Raw genomic sequence first — 17,797 nt, 5'->3', positions numbered from 1 at the left:
GGGTTAACGGGTGGTTGCCGGACTTTTGTCATCGAGGACGTTGTGAACGACTACGACGCATTGCGGGATCATCTGAAGAAGCAGCATCTGCCCGAATTCGTGCTGACCTTCGAGGAGATCGAGGCGATCATCGATGCGGCGCTGCCGCGCGCCGCGCACCGGGCGTCGTGGTGGGAGACGTTGCGCAGCCCGCAGGAGAAGATGCCGCAGCGCGAGGCCTGCCTCGAGGCCGGTTACATCGCCACCCGCCAGGCCGACGGCAAGAGCGTCAGGTTCAAGCGCATGCCTAGCCGTCGTCCCGGCGAACGCCGGGACCCATAACCATAGGGCGTTGTTGTTACGAAGGCAACCGGCCCCAGCGCGTCATGGATGGGCCGCGGCGTATGGGTCCCGGCTCCCGTGCGCAATTGCGCACGAGGCCGGGACGACAAGAGTTAGCTCGCGGCTTCCAGCCGTTCCTCGGTGAGCAGCCGGGTCGCCGCATCGGCGTCCATCGGCTCGCCGAAGGCAAAGCCCTGGGCGTATTCGCAGCCGAGCTGGTAGAGCTCGACGGCATCCGAATCCGTCTCGGCGCCTTCCGCCACCACCTCCATCCCGAGATCGTGGGCCAGCGCGATGATCGATTTCAGGATCACCGGGCGGGTGCCGCGGCTGGTGGTGCGGACGAAGGACTGGTCGATCTTGATGGTGTCGAACGGGAAGCGCTGCAGATAGGACAGCGAGGAGTGGCCGGTGCCGAAATCGTCGAGTGACAGCCCGGTGCCGAGCTCGCGGATCCGCGCCAGCATCTGGGCGGCGTGCTCCGGGTTCTCCATGACCAGCGATTCCGTCAGCTCCAGCTTCAGCGTGCCGCGCGCCACCGAGGAGCGCGACAGCACGGTGCGGATGTCGTGGATCAGGTCGTGGCGCAGCAGCTGCCGCGACGACACGTTGACCGAGGCGAAGATCGGCTCGCGGGCGCGCATCGCGCGCTGCCACACCGCGAGCTGGCGCGCGGTCTGGTCCATCACGAACATGCCGAGATCGACGATCAGGCCGGTCTCCTCGGCGACGTTGATGAACTCCGACGGCGACATCCGGCCGAGCTTGGGATGATCCCAGCGCGCCAGCGCCTCGAAGCCGGCGATCGCGCGATCCTCCAGCCGCACGATCGGCTGGTACAGGATCGTGATCTCCTGCCGCTCGATGGCGCGGCGCAGGTCGCTCTCCAGCGTCAGGCGGTCGGTCTTGCGCGCCCGCATCGCCGGCTTGTAGACGTCGATGCGGTCGCCGCCGATCCGCTTGGAATGATACATCGCAAGCTCGGCGTCCTTGATGATCTCGTCGGTCAGCGGCGCCGCCGGGTCGGACAGCGCAAGGCCGATCGATGCGGTCAGGAAGATCTCGCGGTCGTTGAACGCGATCGGGGCGCGGATGGTCTTGCGGATGGTCTCGGCGAAATTGGTGATCCGCGCCGGGTCCTGCTCCGACAGCAGGATCAGGCCGAACTGGTCGCCGGCCATGCGGGCCAGCGTGTCCTGCGGCTTGAGGATGCGGGTCAGCCGCCGCGCCAGCGTCAGCAAAATGGAAATCGCCGACCGCGATCCCGACGGAATCGTTGACCTGCTTGAAGCGGTCGAGGTCGATCACCATCAAGGTCGGCCGCAGGTTCGGCATGGTCTTGGCGAGATTCGCCACTGCGCCGAGGCGGTCCATGAACAGCCGGCGGTTCGGCAGGCCGGTCAGGTTGTCATGGACGGAGTCATGAAGCATCCGCTCTTCGGAGTTCTTGAACTCGGTGACGTCGGTGAGGGTGCCGACCACGCGCGAGACCTCGCCGTCGGAGCCGACCACCGGCCGCGCCTTCAGCGCGAACCACATGAAGTGACCGTCCGGCGTGCGTAGCCGGAAATCCTGCACCAGGCGGCCGCGGCGCTGGTCGAGCACGCTGTCGAGCGCGGCGCGGAAGCGGTCCTGGTCGAGCGGGTGCAGCACCTCGAGCCATTTCGCCGCCGGGCCTTCCAGCGTGCCGCGCTTGAGGCCGAGTAGCGCCTCGGTCTCCGGGCTGGTGAACACCTTGTCGGCGGACACGTCCCAGTCCCAGATCAGGTCGCCCGAGCCGGTCAGCGCCAGCGCGCGGCGCTCGACATCGGAGACGACGCCGGTGGTGGCGCCGCCGCCGGCAAAGGCGTGCTGCATCACCGTGAATCCGATCAGCATCACGATCAGCACCAGGCCGCCGAGCAGCGCCGGGCCGACGATGTCGTTGGTGACGGAGCCCGCGACCGTCATGCCGGCCGCGACCACCCAGACCACCAGCAGGAACCAGGTCGGGATCAGCAGCACCGCGCGGTCGAAGCCGTGGGTCGAGAGATAGACGATCAGCGCGAAGCCGGCGAAGGCGATCATGACCAGCGACATGCGCGCGATGCCGGAGGCGACCGCGGGATCGAACAGCGCCAGCGCGACCAGCGAGCCGAGGAAGACCAGCCAGCCGATCGTGATGTGCGAGTAGCGGACGTGCCATCTGCTCAAATTCAGATAGGCGAACAGGAACACCAGCAGTGTCGCAGCGAGGATCGCCTCGCCCGCCGCGCGCCAGACGCGCTCGGCGTTGTTCGACATGTCGAGCACCTTGCCCCAGAAGCCGAAGTCGACGCCGATATAGACCAGCACCGCCCAAGCCAGCGCCGCGGCGGCCGGGAACATGATGCTGCCCTTGACCACAAACAAGATCGTGAGCACGAGCGCGAGCAGGCCCGAGATGCCGATCACGATGCCCTGGTACAGCGTGAACGAGTTGACCTTGTCCTTGTAGGCGTCGGGTTCCCACAGATAGAGTTGCGGCAGCTTGTCGGTGCGCAGTTCCGCGACATAGGTGACGACGGCGCCGGGATCGAGCGTGATGCGGAACACGTCGGCGGTCGGGCTCTCCTGCCGCTCCGGACGATCGCCGACCGACGGCGTGATGGTGGCGATGCGCGACAGGCCGAGGTCGGGCCACAGCAGGCCGGACGACACGATGCGGTAGTGCGGCGCAACGATCAGGCGGTCGAGCTGGTCGTCGGTGTTGTTGGCGAGCGCGAACACCACCCAGTTCTGGCCGCCTTCGCGGGCGCGAACCTCGATGCGGCGCACGATGCCGTCGGTTCCGGGTGCGGTGGAGACCTGGATGCGGTCGGCTTCACTTCGCTGATGGTCGAGAACCGCCGTCAAATCGATCGCCGGCGCATCGCTGCGCACGCTGACCGCGTCGATCGCATACGCGGCAGGCGCGGCGGCAAACATCATGAGGCCCAGCGCGAGCAGCGCAAGGCACCTGATCAGACGCAATGTCAGTACTCCGCGATCGACAAACTGACCGGACCCGGCGACCGGCCCGGCGGTGGCGCGATAAATGACACGAAAGCGAAGGGAATCAAAGGGTTTCCGCCCCTGCTTCCGTCGCGAGGGTTAAACCGCCAACACAATTTTGCCAATATGTTCGCTGGTCTCCATGCGCCGGTGCGCGTCGGCGGCCTTTTCCAGCGGGAATGTGCTGTCCATCAGCGGTTTGACGCGGCCTTCGCGCAGCAAGGGCAGCACCTTCGCCTCGATCGCCGCGACCATCGCCGCCTTGTCCGCATTACTACGGGGGCGCAGGGTCGAGCCGGTGTGGTGCAGCCGCTTGACCATCAGCTTGGCGAAATTGGCCGTGGCCTTCGGTGTTCCCGACAGGAACGCGATCTGGACGATGCGGCCCTCGACCGCGGCGGCGTCATAGTTCCGGTCGATATAATCGCCGCCCACCATGTCGAGGATGACATTGGCGCCGTTGCCGCCGGTGGCCTTCTTCACCGCCTCGACGAAATCCTCGGTCTTGTAATTGACCGCGTGATCGGCGCCGAGCTTGAGGCAGGCATCGGCCTTGTCCTGCGAGCCGACGGTGACGATCACCTTGGCGCCGAACGCCTTGGCAAGCTGGATCGCCATCGTGCCGATGCCCGACGAGCCGCCGTGGATCAGCAGCGTCTCCCCTGCCTGCAGCGCGCCGCGCTCGAACACATTGTGCCACACCGTCATCAGCGTTTCCGGAATCGCGCCGGCTTCCTGCATCGACAGCGAGGGCGGCACGGTCATCGCCTGCGCGTCCTGCGCGATGCAATATTGCGCGTAGCCGCCGCCGGCGACCAGCGACATCACCTTGTCGCCGATCTTGTGCTTTGCGCCTTCGCCGAGCGCGACCACTTCGCCCGCGATTTCGAGGCCGGGCAGGTCGCTGGCGCCGGGCGGCGGCGGATAGGAGCCGGAGCGCTGCGCGACGTCGGGACGATCGACGCCGGCGGCCGCGACCTTGACCAAAATCTCGCCGGCCTTTGGCACCGGCACCGCGCGGGTCTCCGGCACCAGCACCTCAGGGCCACCCGGCTTGCTGATGGCAACGACGGTCATTTGCGCGGGCAGATTTGGCATGGCTGGTCCCTGGTCAGTGGAGAGGATCGGCGGATGGCATACCGCCTTTTCCACCGAAGCGAAACGCCATTAAGCCCCGAACCGCGCCGTGAGCTGGCTGGCTCTCTCGGGCGTGATTTTCTCGACCAGCGGGCCGAGCCTTGCGACCGGCGTGCCCGCGCCACGATCGAGCAGCGGGACGAGTGGGCCAGTGGGCCAGCGCGGTACGGCATCGCTCTGACCGAGCGCACCGAGCACGCGCGCCGCGAGGTGAGGCACGATGCTCCACGCCAGCGTGGCGCTGAGCGCGACAAGATTGAGCCCGACGCGGGTGATGACCGCCGCGCGTGCCGGATCGGACTTGATCGCCGTCCATGGTGCTGCGTGTTGCAGATAAGCGTTCGCGGTGTCCCAGATCGCGCGGGTCGCGGCCGCCGCGGCGCGAAATTCCAGTGCCGCGTGATGGCGGTGCAGCGCTGCGATGCGCTGCTCCAGTTCAAGCGCGAGTTGGCGCTCGGCATCGCCGGGAGCGCCACCATCCGGGATGCGGCCGTCGAAGGCGCGATGCGCGAAGCTGATGATGCGGTTGGCGAGATTGCCGAAGATATCGGCGAGATCCTTGTTCACGTCGGCGACGAATTTGGCGACGCCAAAATCGGTGTCGGCGCTCTCCGGCGCGTTGGCGATCAGCCACCAGCGCCAGAGATCGGCCGGCGATTCCGCCAGCGCCGCATCGGTGAAGATGCCGCGCTTCCTGCTGGTCGAGAACTTGCCGCCCTCGTAATTCAGCCAGTGGAATCCTTGATCACATCGGCGGTCTTCCACGGTTCGCCGGAGCCGATCAGCGTCGCCGGAAAGCTCACGGTGTGGAACGGGATGTTGTCCTTGCCGAGAAACTGGATGTAGCTGACGTCATCGGCCTGCCACCACCATTGCCGCCAGTCGCGGCCAGGCGCGGCGTCGGCCCATTCCTGCGTCGACGCGATGTAGCCGATCGGCGCGTCGAACCAGACATAGAACACCTTGCCGTCGAAGCCGTCGCGCGGCACCGCGATGCCCCAGGCGAGATCGCGGGTGATGCAGCGGTCGCGCAGCTCCGCATTGAGCCAGCCTTTCGCGGTCGACACCACGAAGGGCGGCCATCCGGTGCGGCTGTCGATCCATGCGCCGATGCTGTCGACCAGCTCGACCTGGCGCAGATACAGATGACGGCTGTCGCGGATCTCGAGCGCGCGGTCGCCTGACAGCGCCGAGCGGGGATCGATGAGGTCCGGCGGGTCGAGCAGCGTGCCGCAATGGTCGCATTGGTCGCCGCGCGCGCCGGCGTCGCCGCAATGCGGACAGGTGCCGAGCACGTAGCGGTCGGGCAGGAAGCGCCGGTCGGCCGGCGAGAATACCTGCTGCGAGGTGCGTGCTTCGATCAGCCCGGCGTCATCGAGCCGGCGATAGAAGTGCTGCGTCAGCGCATGGTTGTACGGCGAGCTGGTGCGGCCGAAATGATCGAACGACAGACCGAAACGCCGGTAGATGTCGGCCTGGACGGCGTGCTGCGCGTCGCAGAACGCCCGGACATCCTGTCCGGCCTCGATGGCGCCGAGCTCGGCCGGCGTGCCGTGCTCGTCGGTCGCGCAGATGAAGAGCATGTCGCAGCCGGTCTGCCGGCGGAAGCGGGCGTGGACATCGGCGGGCAGCAGCGAGCCGACGAGGTTGCCGAGATGCTCGACGCCGTTGACGTAGGGCAGCGCGCTGGTGATGAGAATCTGGTCATGGGTTAGGGTCTTTCGTGTTCGGTGATGCCGCACCCCGCAACAATCAAAGCGGAAAATCAAAAAGCCCTCCCGCATGATCGGAAGGGCTCTGGGGTCGGCTCATGCCTCGCGCGCTGGCGCGCAACTATCCCGTCCGGTCAGACTCCTTGCGGTCGGGCCGGGGCATTCGCGTCAGATGTTGCGCGCACACGAAAGTCACTGCAAAATTCTCCTCTGGACGGATATCTATCATCGCTGGACGGCGCCAGACCAGCATCGCGGGGAGGACACATGCCGATTGAGGATGAGGACCGGCCGCGGAAGAAAATCAGCCATGAGATCGGCCAGGATCTCTCGCTGCTGTCGGTCGAGGAGTTGACGGAGCGCATCGCGCTGCTCAACGCCGAGGTCGATCGCCTGAAAGAGGCGATGACGAAGAAGCGCGCGTCGAAGGATGCCGCGAACGCGTTCTTCAAGTCGTAGCGCTGCGCCATCATTTCTGTCGTAGCCCGGATGAAGCGAAGCGCAATCCCGGGAGCCGCGCTATCCGCGGATGGACCGTTCCCGAATTTCGCTGCGCTCCATCCGGGCTACGCGGCTCCACCTCCCCTTGAAAGGGGCAGGTCGCTTTGCTTGCCAGAGCAAAGCGGGTGGGGATCAGCTCTCTTCACATACGCCGTCGCCTGGCGGTTGACCCCCATCCCGACCTTCCCCCTCTCAAGGGGAAGGAGAAGAGGCCTGTCCCAAACTAGGTCAATGGCCGACATGGCAAACAAAGCCTGAAGAAATCCGTTCATTTACGATCGGTTAAGCTTTCTCGATTATGACTGCATTGTCCTCGTTTGGATACCGAGTGGCTCCTGTCCACTCTGTTTGACGCCTCCCTGTTATCAACTTCAAAGCCGCCGGAAACGGCGGCTCTTTTTTGTGCGTCCTAGCGGCTGGAAACCATAAATCCGGTTGCGGCTGGACTCTTCGGCGCGCCCGCGCAATGATTTGTTCATCATAAGCTGGCGCGTCAGATGCCAGCGGGCGTTACGGTGGTGTGAGGGCGTTAACCATGGCCGATCGTTCCCAGAGCGAAGCCGGGCTTGTACTGTTCAGTGAACGGCTGACCAATTCTGCGGCATTCGGCGTGCTGTTCCGGAAGGCATGGACCTGGTCGAGCAGACCGCCGCCTATCTCGACGGCGACGGACGTGCCGAGGCCAAGGCGCTCGAACGGTCCGTGAGCCTGACCTATGCCACCGAAAGCATGCGCCTGACCACACGGCTGATGCAACTCGCCTCCTGGCTGCTGCTGCATCGCGCGGTCAAGGAAGGCGAGATGACGCTGACCCAGGCCAATCGCGAAAAGACCAAGGTGAAGCTGTCGGCCGCCGATCCCGGCCCGGCCGACATGGTGACCAAGCTGCCGGAGCAATTGCAGCAGCTGATCGCCCGCTCGATGGATCTGCAGGCGCGCGTCCGCCGCCTCGACACCACGATCCACGCGCCGGCGCCGGATCGCTCGTCGATCGGCAACCCGCTGGTGCCGCAGCTCAACCGCCTCAAGGCGGCGTTCGAGCAGTAATCCGGGCAGCAAATCAGTGTGACGCGTCCGCGCGGCGTGGCTTGGTCCGCCGCGGCGACGTGCGCTGATCGATTGCGCGTCGTAGCCGATCGCCGCCGCCTCCAGCTCCTCCGGTTCGAACCCGCCGAAGCCGAGCATCAGGCCGGCGCGCGGTGCGGCCTTGTACATCGGCGAGATCGGCCGCACGACGATGCCGGCGGCAAGCGCTGATTTTGCCAGTTGCACATCGTCGAGGTCGTGGGGCAGCCACAACAACAGATGCATGCCCTGGTCGCTCGGCTGCAGCGTGACGTCGTCGGGCATGTGGTGCGTCAGCGCCGCGATCAGCGTCGCACGCCGTGCGGCGTAGACGCCGCGAATGCGCCTGATATGCGCTTCGAACAGCCCCTCGCGCATATAGGCTGCCAACACATGCTGGTCGGCGGTCGGCGAATGCCGGTCGAGCAGCGCCCGCGCGCCGGCGAAAGCGTCGATCAGCGGCGAAGGCGCCACGACATAGCCGAGCCGCAGCGAGGGAAACAGCACCTTGCTCAGCGTGCCCAAATAGATCACCCGCGATGGGGCGAGGCCTTGCATCGACGGGAAGGGATGCCCGGCGTAGCGCAGCTCGCTGTCGTAATCGTCCTCGACGATCCACGCATTGCTTCGTTGCGCCCACGCCACCAGCGCATTGCGGTGGGCCATGCTCATCGGCATGCCCAGCGGATATCGATGCGACGGCGTCACGAACGCCGCGCGTGCGTGCGGGCACGCGGCGGTGGCGGCATCGACGTCGATGCCCTGCGCATCGACGCCAACGCGCGTGGTGAGGAGATCGAGATCGTCGAGCACGGCGGTCATGCCGGGATAGGCGGGATCCTCGGCCCAGACAGGATCGCCTGACGACAGCAGCACGCGGCCGGCGAGATAGAGGCCTTGCTGGGTGCCGGCCGTGATCACGACCTGCTCGGGCTCGCAATGCACCGCGCGGGATTTGCGCACATAGTCGGCGATCGCCTGCCGCAGCTCGATCAGGCCGCGCGGATCGCCATAGCTCGCCGGCGCCGCGGCGTGCGATGCGCGCACGCGGTTGCCGAGGCGGCGCCAATGGTCGTCGGGCGCGACCGCGCCGCCGGGGACCGCGATCGCAAACGGGACCTCCGGCATCGGCCTGAAGGCCGCCGCCACTTCGGCAAGCCGCGCCGCGCGCGGCGGCAACTGGATCGGCACTGATTTGTTCGGCTTGCGATTGACCGCGACGGGCCGTGCCTGCTCGGCAAGCGTCGGCACGACGCGGGTGCCGGCACCGACCTGCGATTCCAGATAGCCCTCGGCCAGCAACTGCTCGAAGGCTTCCGTCACCGTGCCGCGCGCAACGCCGAGCGAGGCCGACAGCGCGCGCGTCGACGGCAGCAATTCCCCGGCCTTCAGTTCGCCGCTCGCAATCGCGGCGCGCAGGGCCTGCGCGATCTGCCGCCCGACCTGTCCGGCGGCGCGGTCGATCGTGCCGAGCGAGGGGATGCTGATCGTGGCGCGCAGGCGGGGCATAGTGGACCAATCAAGATGATCGAAAGTGGCTCTTATCATAGGCCACTTCAACGCTATGGTGCGAGCAGCAATTGATTAGGCCTGCCAGAGGTCTGCCAAGAGGTCCGCAATGTACCTGCCACCGCATTTCAAGATGGATGAGCTCGGTCCGATCCACGCCGCGATGCGGGCCTCGAAGCTCGCGACGCTGGTCACCGCAACCGCCGATGGCCTGATCGGCACGCCGCTGCCGCTGATCCTCAATGAGAACGAGGGCGACTACGGCACACTGTACGGCCACGTCGCGCGGCCCAATCCGCAGTGGAGGCTGCCGGCGGTCGGCGAAGCGATGGCGATCTTCATGGGGCCCGACGCCGATGTGACGCCGTCTTGGTATGCGACCAAGGCCGAGCACGGCAAGGTGGTGCCGACCTGGAATTACGTCGCCGTCCACGCCTATGGTCCGGCCGAGTTCTTCGAGGATGCCGACCGCCTGCTCGACGTCGTGAGCCGGCTGACCGAGCTGCACGAGAATTCGCGCCCGGAAGCCTGGCAGGTCAGCGACGCGCCTGACGATTTCATCAAGGCGCAACTGCGCGGGATCGTCGGCTTCCGGATGCCGATCACGCGGATCGACGCCAAGAAGAAGATGAGCCAGAACCGCAAGCTCGAGGATCGCGCCGGCGTCATTGCAGGGCTTGAGGCAAGCGACAATCCCCATGACCGCGAGGTCGCCGCGATGATCCCGGCGAACTAGATGAGATGACTTTGCTTCGAATCCAGCCGCGGACTTCGCTCCACCTCGCCCCGCGTGCGGGGAGAGGTCGGAACGCATCGTTAGATGCGTTCCGGGTGAGGGGGAGTCTCCGCGAACGTGTCTATCGCAGAATGCGCGAAAACGGCCCCTCACCCCAACCCTCTCCCCGTAAGAACGGGGAGAGGGAGAACAGCGCCGTCGCTATTCGACCTCATCTCATCACGCCCTAGACTGGACGAAATCGCCCGATGGAATTGTACCTCGCCTTCGCGATCACGACCGCGACCTTCGCGCTGATCCCGGGTCCCGCCATGCTGTATGCCGCGGCCCGCACGCTGGCAGGCGGCCGGCGCGCGGGGCTGATGGCCTCGCTCGGGCTGCATCTCGGCGGCTATGTCCATGTCGCCGCCGCGGCGGCCGGCCTCGCTCTGCTGTTTCATGCGGTGCCGCCGTTGTTCATGGCGATGAAGCTTGCCGGTGCGGCCTATCTGGTCTGGCTCGGGCTGTCGCTGTTCCGCGACCGCGACAATGCAAAGCGCCCCACACTTGCGCCGCTCTCCGCGGAACGCGCCTTCGCGCAAAGCATCGTCGTCGAGGTGCTCAATCCGAAGACGGCGATCTTCTTCCTGGCGTTCCTGCCGCAATTCGTCGATGCGTCGGCCAGCCTGCCGGTCTGGGCCCAGCTGTTTCTGCTCGGCACAACAGTCAATCTGACCTTCTCGGCGGTCGACATCGTCTGCGTGTTCTTCGCCAGCGCCGTGATGTCGAAGTTGCAGCGCTCGAAGCGGTCGCAGCGCATCATGCAGCGGATCGGCGGCAGCATCCTGGTCGCGCTCGGCGCGCGGCTGGCCTTCCAGGATCGCTAGCAGCAGTCATGTCCATCAGCGGCGATGGTGCGGATCAACGCTTCGCCAGCTGCGCGACGAGCTGCTTCTGCAATGGCGCGACCGGTCAATTTCTGCGCGAGGCTTCAGTCGTGTTCGACGTCATGGGCGCGCCGGATGATCGTGGTGGTCGCGGCGGCGCAAGATCGTGGATAAAATCTCTCAGTGCGTCGGTATCGAACGGCTTGCGGAGTATTTTTAGACTTGGCGGAGCTGCTTTTGCGGCATCGCTGTAGCCGGTTGTAAGGGCGATCGGCAAACCGGGGTATCGCGACCGGACTTCTCTCGCCAGCCCGACGCCATCGATGGTCCCGGGCATGACGATATCGCTGAAGACGAGATCGATCTTTGTACCGGCGTCGAGCAATTTCAGCGCCGCTTCGGCCGAATCTCGATAGATCGTGTCATAACCCAGATGCTCGAACAGCGAGGAAGTCACATCCGCCACTTCGGGGCTGTCGTCGACAACGAGAACCGTCTGCCGCTGCGGCTGCCTTGCTCTTGTTCTGGCAGCGGCCAGCTCTTTACTGGTGGTCTGCTCGTCCGCGCAGGACGGCAAGTAGATGGTAATCGTTGTTCCCTGTCCAACCTTGCTGTCCGCCGTCACCGTTCCGCCGGCCTGGTGCGCGAAACCATAGACTTGGGACAAGCCGAGCCCGGTACCCTTGCCGACCTCTTTGGTCGTGAAAAACGGATCGAACATCTTGGACAGCAGGTTTGGCGGAATGCCGGTGCCGGTATCGCCAAGCGCGATCGCAAAGAAAGCCTTTGCGCGGCGATCGCCGCCGGTTTCCTGGTTCGCGGTCACCGCATGGACGGATAAGGTGAACGTGCCGCCGCTTGGCATTGCATCGCGCGCATTAACGGCGATGTTGACGATCGCGAGTTCCAGCTCGGCGAGGTCCACCTTGACCGACGCTACACCCTCGCCGACGTTCTCATTGTACACGATATTCCCGCGCAGCGAGCTCTCGATCATGGTCCGCATGTTCTTGATAGACGCATTCAGATCGACGACCGTCGGGCTGAGATGCTGATGACGAGAGAATGTCAACAATTGGCGTGTGAGGCTTTCGCCGCGTTTCGCCGCGGTCTGTATGGCTTCAATTGCCTTGGGTAGTTTTGGATCAAGCAGGCGAGTGAAGATCTGGGCACTGCCTCCGATGATCATCAATAGATTGTTGAAGTCGTGTGCAATTCCGCCGGTCAGCTTGCCGATTGCCTCCATCTTCTGCGACATCGCGAGCTGTTCGCGTGCCTGAACCAGCTTCTCCTCCGCGTCGCGTCGCTCGGTTGCGTCCCGCAGAATACTGATGAAGCCGATCAGATTTCCCGAGTCATCATGGCTCGACGAGACCGAGCCCGTGATGAAGAACGGCGTACCATTCTTTCTGATGCGCCAACCCTCTACGTCGTACTTGCCTCTTTCGATTGCCGTCTCCAGCGCGTGTGTTGGCGAACCCGCGCGGCGTTCATCCGGCCGATAAAATATTCCAAAATGCTTGCCGATGATTTCTTCCGAGGTGTAGCCGATGATTTTTTGAGCGGTGCTATTCCAACTCGTAACGTGTCCTTCTCTATCAAGGGCAAAAATCGCATAGTCGACGACGCCTTCGATAAGGGTTTGGAAGTGCCGTCTGATGCTGTCGAGCGCCAAAGCGTTCCGTTCAAGTTGACCGTTCAGTTGGTCCTGCACGGAAAGCAGATGGGCTTCCGCGGTCTGACGCGTGGCAATTGCCGCAGCCAGGGCAAGAGGGGGCGCCGATACGCTGATCGAAAGCACGAGCAGTGACAACAACGCTCCGTTCGGATCCGTTTTCGGAAATGGATCATTACCGAACGCGAACCCCCAGACTGCCATTCCGGTGAAAATGAGCGCAGCCGTAGCCGCGGTGCATCGATTGCCGCGCAGACCGGTCCAGATCAACGGGAGCAAAGCCAGAAAGCCCAGCAGGCTGCGATGCGGCAGCGGCAAATTGAGATCGTCGCTGACGAGGTCACTGCCGATCAGCGGGCTGTAGGCCACGATCCCAATGAGACCAGCGAGAGCGATAACTGCGATCGATTCCAGCAGATCCCACCTGGAGGAAATCCGTAAGGGCATCATCGCCCAGAGCACGATGACCGGAGCAATCACCAGGGTCGCGGCTGCGTCGGCAAGCCACCAGGTCAGCGCGGTGGCGAGGGAATTGGGAAAGCTCGGTTCGTTGACGAAGATGAATCCAGCCAAGGCGGTGAATGAACCGATCATCGCGGTCGGCGCAAAGGAAATGCCTGCAAACTTTGCGACACCGGATGGTGTGGCAAACGTCTGGCGTCCGTTCGACCAGCGTCCGATCAGCCATGTCCCGGCCAATGCAGCAAGGAGGCTGCCGATCCCGGCGACGACAAGCTCCAGGAGCGATCGGTCGGTCATCAGGTAAGGCGCGACGGGGCCCAGCAGGATCGCGGGCCAGATCCGGTAGCCACGCAGCAGCATTAGGGCGAGTGCAACCCCGGTTGGCGGCCACAGCGGCATCGCGGCTGGATTGATAGCGGGAAGGAAATGTGTGGAGGCCGCGAGGCTCCCGTAGATCGCGGTGACGATAAAAAGTTCGACCGAGTAGGTCACAGCGCTCCGAGCATCGCCAAAAGCGAAAATCCCGGCCTTATCGAGCCTTGCCCGTTCCATCACAAGCCTTTGCGGTGGGCACCTCAAGAATGCGTTAGGGAACGACCTGGCACCCGGTTCCATGTCACCCGAAGGAGGGCGATCGTATTTTCTCCAAGTCGATGACCCTGCCAAACACTCAACGCAGTTTTGACCAAAGCATGGCCGCTGGATCGAGAGTAGGGGGCGCCAGCAACTTCTGAACAAGAGACCATGGGGCAGAACGGCTGACCTAACGGCGTGGGCCTGCAAAATCGATCCGATCCCGCCACGTGTCGGTGTCGTTCAAGTGACCGCTTCGGGTCTTGGCGAGCGGTCGGCGTTCTCTCGCCGTCATGTCGATGGCGATCGTGAGACACTGGGGGAGATTTATCTTCAACCCTAGGTAGCCAGGCTCGGGCTGTATGGTACCGTGTGCTCATCGGGACGGCATTTCCGTCCCGGATTTGGGAGGGCTATGTCATGAGATTGCGGTCGAGCCTTGTCGCGCCTTCAGCCGTCGCCGTGTTGTCAACTGTCTGGCTGTGCGGCCCGGCAGCGTCGCAAACAGACCCCGCCAAGCCGCTTCCCTCCATCACGGTCGAGGCGCCGAAGCCGGTGGCAAGGCCAAATCGTCCGACACAGGTGGTGACCACGGGGGCATCTCATCGGAGATCGAGAACCACCCAGACGTCGTCGTCAACCGCTCGAGCGCCGTCGCCGGATTTAGTGCTGGGCAGGATTGCCGCGCTGGAGAAAGTCGCCAGCAATTGCAACGGTGGCTGCGAATCGAGCCTCCCGCATGGCAAGGACCCTTGGGTCGGGTGCAGCGAGTCGACGGGCGGACAAACCCACGGACCGTTCTCGTCGACGTGCCGAGACAACCTCACCTACAAATCCTACGTCGATTGCGTCGAGACCAAATGGTTCCTGGGCGAGTACCGAAACAGGGCCTGGTGGCTTTGCAGCAGTCTGCAGGCCGCGGGGAAGTTTAAGGTCGCCGAACTCAAGCGACCGAAGCGTCCGCACTGAGATTTGCCGTCGGCGGCGAAACGAAATGCAAAGCTCGGACAGATCATGTCGCGAGAGCGCGGATGTGTGACTTGCAGCCGGTGCAACACATTCGGCGTCGTCCTGGCGAAAGCCAGGACCCATTACCCCAAATGAGAGTCGCTGCGCGATGCTGGGGCCACGATCCCGTTCATCATCGAATGCGGTGGTTATGGGTCCTGGCTTTCGCCAGGACGACACCAAGGAGAATTGCGGGCCCGTTCAGCCCGCCAATCCGCAGCGGACAAACAAAAACGCCCCCGAAACGGGGGCGTTTTGCGTGTGGTCGCCGCGGCGATCCCGAAGCGGACTTTAGTCCTTCTTGAGGAAGCCCGAGAACTTCTTCTGGAAGCGCGAGACGCGGCCGCCGCGGTCCATCAGCTGTGGGTGCTGCCGGTCCAGGCCGGGTGCGACTTGGGGTCGATGTCGAGGTTCAGCGTGTCGCCTTCCTTGCCCCAGGTCGAGCGGGTCAGGTACTCGGTGCCGTCGGTCATGACGACCTTAATCGTATGATAATTCGGATGAATATCGGCTTTCATGACAGTTCCTTCGGCGCGCCGGCGCCCGTCTCAAGATGTCTGGAATACGGGATTTGCGCGGGTCTATAACCCATGGAGCCCGCCGAAAACAAGCCAAGAAAGGGCCTAAGCCCATCACCGGATTGGGACTTTACCGGATTTGCCAGCCGGGGGTCGGCGGGCCTATGTGGGGGGGCGATAGAACCGGTCTAGATTGATGAGCGTAGCCGAACAGCTTGAGACCCTGCGCGGCGCCCCGCAGCCCCCGCGTGACGCGTTGCTCGATGAGGAAGCCTTCATCGAGAGCCAGATCACGGAGCCGGCGAAGAGCCGTGCCCGGTTGCGGCCGTTGCTTGCACTCGCGCCCTATGTGGCGCGCTACAAGGGGCGGGCGATCCTCGCGCTGATCTCGCTGACGATCGCGGCGATCACCACGCTGATCGTGCCGGTCGCGGTGCGGCGGATGATCGACATGGGCTTCACGCCCGAAGGCATCGCGATGATCAACAGCTATTTCAGCGTGATGATCGCGGTCGTCGCTGTGCTCGCCTGCGCCAGCGCATCGCGCTACTACCTCGTGATGACGATCGGCGAACGCATCGTGGCCGATCTCCGGCGCGACGTGTTCGCGCATCTGATTTCGCTGTCGCCCTCGTTCTTCGATTCCGCACGATCAGGCGAATTGGTGTCGCGGCTCACCGCCGACACCACGCAGATCAAGTCCGCGGTCGGCGCATCGGTATCGATCGCGCTGCGCAATCTGATGCTGTTCTTCGGCGCCGCCGCGATGATGGTGATCACCAGCCCGCGGCTGTCTGGCTTCGTGCTGCTCGCGATCCCGATCATCGTGATCTCGCTGGTGGCGTTCGGCCGCTGGGTACGGCGGCTGTCGCGCACCGCCCAGGATACGCTGGCCGATGCCAGCGCCTATGCCTCGGAGCTGGTCAACGCGATCCGCACCGTGCAGGCCTATACCGGCGAACGGCTCGCCAGGACGCGCTTTGCTGGCGAGGTCGAGCAGGCCTATCAGGCCGCGCGCAGCTCGACCAAAGCGCGCGCGGTGCTGACGCTGATCGTCATCTTCATCGTGTTCGCCAGCGTCGTCGTGATCCTCTGGGTCGGCTCGCACGACGTGCTGGTCGGAACCATCAGTCCGGGCAGGCTCGGCCAGTTCATTCTCTACACGGCGTTCGCCGCGAGCGGCCTCGGCCAGCTCAGCGAGGTCTGGGGCGAGGTCTCGGCCGCGTCGGGCGCCGCCGAGCGGCTGTTCGAGATCTTGCGCGTCAGGCCGCAGATCGCGGCGCCCGCATCGCCGCGCGCGCTGCCGCAGCCGGCGCGCGGCGATGTCGGCTTCGACGATGTCAGCTTCGCCTATCCGACCCGGCCCAACGCGCTTGCGGTCGATGAAGTGTCGCTCTCGGTCCGGTCAGGTGAGAAGGTCGCGATCGTCGGCCCGTCCGGCGCCGGCAAGAGCACGCTGTTCCATCTGCTGCTGCGCTTCTACGATCCGAAATCGGGCACCATCTCGCTCGACGGCGTGCCGATCCGGCAGGCCGATCCGGCCGAGGTGCGCGCGCGCATCGCGCTGGTGCCGCAGGATTCCGTGGTGTTCGCCGCCAGCGCCCGCGAGAACATCCGGTTCGGCCGGCCCGATGCGACCGACGCCGAGGTCGAGCGCGCCGCCGATCTCGCCCATGCCACCGAATTCCTGCGCCGCTTGCCCGAAGGCTTCGACGCCCAGCTCGGCGAGCGCGGCGTGACGCTGTCAGGCGGCCAGCGCCAGCGCATCGCGATCGCACGCGCGATCCTGCGCGATGCGCCGCTGCTGCTGCTCGACGAGGCGACCTCGGCGCTCGACGCCGAGAGCGAGACGCTGGTGCAGACCGCGCTGGAGGAACTGATGCGCCACCGCACCACGCTGGTGATCGCGCATCGGCTGGCGACCGTCTTGTCCTGCGACCGCATCTTGGTGATGGACCAGGGCAGGATCGTCGAGCAGGGCACCCACGCCGAACTGGTCGCCGCGGGCGGACTCTACGCCCGGCTGGCGCGACTGCAGTTCGAGGGGATCTGAGCGAATTGGGCCTCGGCGCGCTCCGCCTATGCGATTCCTATGCGATCGGGCGCGCGCTCCCCTCGAAAACCTATTCCCGCGCAAGGATAGTCGCGCCGCGCCCGACCTCCCTCGACAGCCGAAGGACGTCAGGCGCGCGGGGTGTTCGACTGATGCGCGAGAATGCGACCGAACCGGAGAGCAAGCTGCTCCGTGCCTGGCAGCTTGCCGTGCTGCGCTTCGCAGTGACGCTGGGCGACGACGATCGGATGCACGCGCTCGGTGTGGCCGGCGAGGTCGACCGGCTGGGTGGCGCGGCCGATGACGCCTTCCACTTCTTCCGCAGGACGACCGCGGAGCTGTGCGCGGCGATCTCCGGTCAGGGCGCGGATCAGGAGGCCGTCATCCGGCGATTCCTGGCGCAGATCGACAATGTCAGGCTCAAGCGTGCGGTCGAGGCGGCGATCGCCAGGGACCGCACGCCGCCGAAACTCGTGACGAGCCGCGTGAAGCCCGGCCCCGATCTCTGGCGCGGGCTGCCGTCGCGGCGTGCAACCGGAACGTAAGAAGGGCCTCACTCTGCAATCGCCATCACGGCGCAGCGGATATTCCGTCACAGCATGTCGCCACAACCCTGGCCGGCTTGCTGCGATCAGTGCGATGCGCTTCT

General features: G+C 64.9%; 10 protein-coding genes and 4 pseudogenes. 7 read left to right on the top strand and 7 right to left on the bottom strand.

What is annotated here, in order from left to right; all coding sequences use genetic code 11:
• Nucleotides 1-42: 42 nt before the first annotated feature.
• Complete coding sequence (locus tag ACSKB9_RS20400; RefSeq protein ID WP_438075291.1) at nucleotides 43-321, top strand: DUF7662 domain-containing protein; 279 nt, start codon at nucleotides 43-45, stop codon at nucleotides 319-321.
• A 113-nt stretch (nucleotides 322-434) separates the two neighbouring features.
• Here ACSKB9_RS20400 and ACSKB9_RS20395 read toward each other — a convergent pair.
• The 4 genes and pseudogenes from ACSKB9_RS20395 to ACSKB9_RS20380 all read right to left on the bottom strand — a co-directional run bounded on the left by ACSKB9_RS20395 (nucleotide 435) and on the right by ACSKB9_RS20380 (nucleotide 6,239).
• A pseudogene (locus ACSKB9_RS20395) lies at nucleotides 435-3,312 on the bottom strand (EAL domain-containing protein).
• A gap of 120 nt (nucleotides 3,313-3,432) precedes the next feature.
• The gene (locus ACSKB9_RS20390) at nucleotides 3,433-4,431 is read right to left on the bottom strand and encodes an NAD(P)H-quinone oxidoreductase (protein ID WP_438075289.1); all 999 of its coding nucleotides are present in this window, start codon (nucleotides 4,429-4,431) and stop codon (nucleotides 3,433-3,435) included.
• A 69-nt stretch (nucleotides 4,432-4,500) separates the two neighbouring features.
• Nucleotides 4,501-5,235: a class I tRNA ligase family protein gene (locus ACSKB9_RS20385; protein WP_438075287.1), complete on the bottom strand. Its 735-nt coding sequence runs from the start codon at nucleotides 5,233-5,235 to the stop codon at nucleotides 4,501-4,503.
• A complete protein-coding gene (locus ACSKB9_RS20380; RefSeq protein WP_438075285.1) occupies nucleotides 5,196-6,239 on the bottom strand; it encodes a methionine--tRNA ligase in 1,044 nt (347 codons plus the stop codon). The genes ACSKB9_RS20385 and ACSKB9_RS20380 overlap by 40 nt, the downstream gene beginning before the upstream one ends.
• Nucleotides 6,240-6,449: 210 nt before the next feature.
• Between ACSKB9_RS20380 and ACSKB9_RS20375 the strand changes: the two genes are divergently transcribed.
• The gene (locus ACSKB9_RS20375) at nucleotides 6,450-6,641 is read left to right on the top strand and encodes a DUF1192 domain-containing protein (RefSeq protein ID WP_016845225.1); all 192 of its coding nucleotides are present in this window, start codon (nucleotides 6,450-6,452) and stop codon (nucleotides 6,639-6,641) included.
• Nucleotides 6,642-7,218: 577 nt separating this feature from the next.
• Nucleotides 7,219-7,730, top strand: a pseudogene (gene rcdA, locus ACSKB9_RS20370) (protease adaptor protein RcdA).
• Between the two features lie 51 nt (nucleotides 7,731-7,781).
• Here the strand turns inward: rcdA and ACSKB9_RS20365 are convergent.
• Nucleotides 7,782-9,257 (bottom strand): annotated as a pseudogene (locus ACSKB9_RS20365) (PLP-dependent aminotransferase family protein); the annotation flags it as partial.
• A 109-nt stretch (nucleotides 9,258-9,366) separates the two neighbouring features.
• Between ACSKB9_RS20365 and ACSKB9_RS20360 the strand changes: the two are divergent.
• Both ACSKB9_RS20360 and ACSKB9_RS20355 read left to right on the top strand, forming a co-directional pair.
• Nucleotides 9,367-9,993 (top strand): FMN-binding negative transcriptional regulator, encoded by a 627-nt coding sequence (locus tag ACSKB9_RS20360; protein ID WP_438075283.1) that lies wholly within the window; start codon nucleotides 9,367-9,369, stop codon nucleotides 9,991-9,993.
• A 248-nt stretch (nucleotides 9,994-10,241) separates the two neighbouring features.
• Entirely contained in the window at nucleotides 10,242-10,859 is a 618-nt protein-coding gene (locus tag ACSKB9_RS20355) for a LysE family translocator (protein ID WP_438075281.1), read from the top strand.
• Between the two features lie 85 nt (nucleotides 10,860-10,944).
• Here the strand turns inward: ACSKB9_RS20355 and ACSKB9_RS20350 are convergent, their stop codons facing one another.
• Both ACSKB9_RS20350 and rpmE read right to left on the bottom strand, forming a co-directional pair.
• Entirely contained in the window at nucleotides 10,945-13,548 is a 2,604-nt protein-coding gene (locus tag ACSKB9_RS20350) for an MASE1 domain-containing protein (protein WP_438075279.1), read from the bottom strand.
• 1,320 nt (nucleotides 13,549-14,868) lie between these two features.
• Nucleotides 14,869-15,095, bottom strand: a pseudogene (gene rpmE, locus ACSKB9_RS20345) (50S ribosomal protein L31).
• A 196-nt stretch (nucleotides 15,096-15,291) separates the two neighbouring features.
• Between rpmE and ACSKB9_RS20340 the strand changes: the two are divergent.
• Together ACSKB9_RS20340 and ACSKB9_RS20335 are read left to right on the top strand one after the other, a co-directional pair.
• Nucleotides 15,292-17,148 carry an ABC transporter ATP-binding protein/permease gene (locus ACSKB9_RS20340; RefSeq protein ID WP_438075277.1) on the top strand — a complete coding sequence of 619 codons (1,857 nt, stop codon included), beginning with the start codon at nucleotides 15,292-15,294 and terminating at the stop codon, nucleotides 17,146-17,148.
• 152 nt (nucleotides 17,149-17,300) lie between these two features.
• A complete protein-coding gene (locus ACSKB9_RS20335; protein ID WP_229192545.1) occupies nucleotides 17,301-17,693 on the top strand; it encodes a hypothetical protein in 393 nt (130 codons plus the stop codon).
• Nucleotides 17,694-17,797: the final 104 nt, after the last annotated feature.

It is taken from the genome of Bradyrhizobium sp. BR 1433 (genome assembly GCF_051547665.1).
Classification (GTDB): domain Bacteria; phylum Pseudomonadota; class Alphaproteobacteria; order Rhizobiales; family Xanthobacteraceae; genus Bradyrhizobium; species Bradyrhizobium australafricanum.
This window is presented reverse-complemented; position numbering and strand designations above follow the sequence as displayed.

Coding starts and splice junctions, on each gene's coding strand:
- ACSKB9_RS20390 (WP_438075289.1), bottom strand. CDS start 4,431: ATGCCAAATCTGCCCGCGCAAATGACCGTCGTTGCCATCAGCAAGCCG.
- ACSKB9_RS20375 (WP_016845225.1), top strand. CDS start 6,450: ATGCCGATTGAGGATGAGGACCGGCCGCGGAAGAAAATCAGCCATGAG.
- ACSKB9_RS20360 (WP_438075283.1), top strand. CDS start 9,367: ATGTACCTGCCACCGCATTTCAAGATGGATGAGCTCGGTCCGATCCAC.
- ACSKB9_RS20355 (WP_438075281.1), top strand. CDS start 10,242: ATGGAATTGTACCTCGCCTTCGCGATCACGACCGCGACCTTCGCGCTG.
- ACSKB9_RS20350 (WP_438075279.1), bottom strand. CDS start 13,548: ATGGAACGGGCAAGGCTCGATAAGGCCGGGATTTTCGCTTTTGGCGAT.
- ACSKB9_RS20340 (WP_438075277.1), top strand. CDS start 15,292: ATGAGCGTAGCCGAACAGCTTGAGACCCTGCGCGGCGCCCCGCAGCCC.
- ACSKB9_RS20335 (WP_229192545.1), top strand. CDS start 17,301: ATGCGCGAGAATGCGACCGAACCGGAGAGCAAGCTGCTCCGTGCCTGG.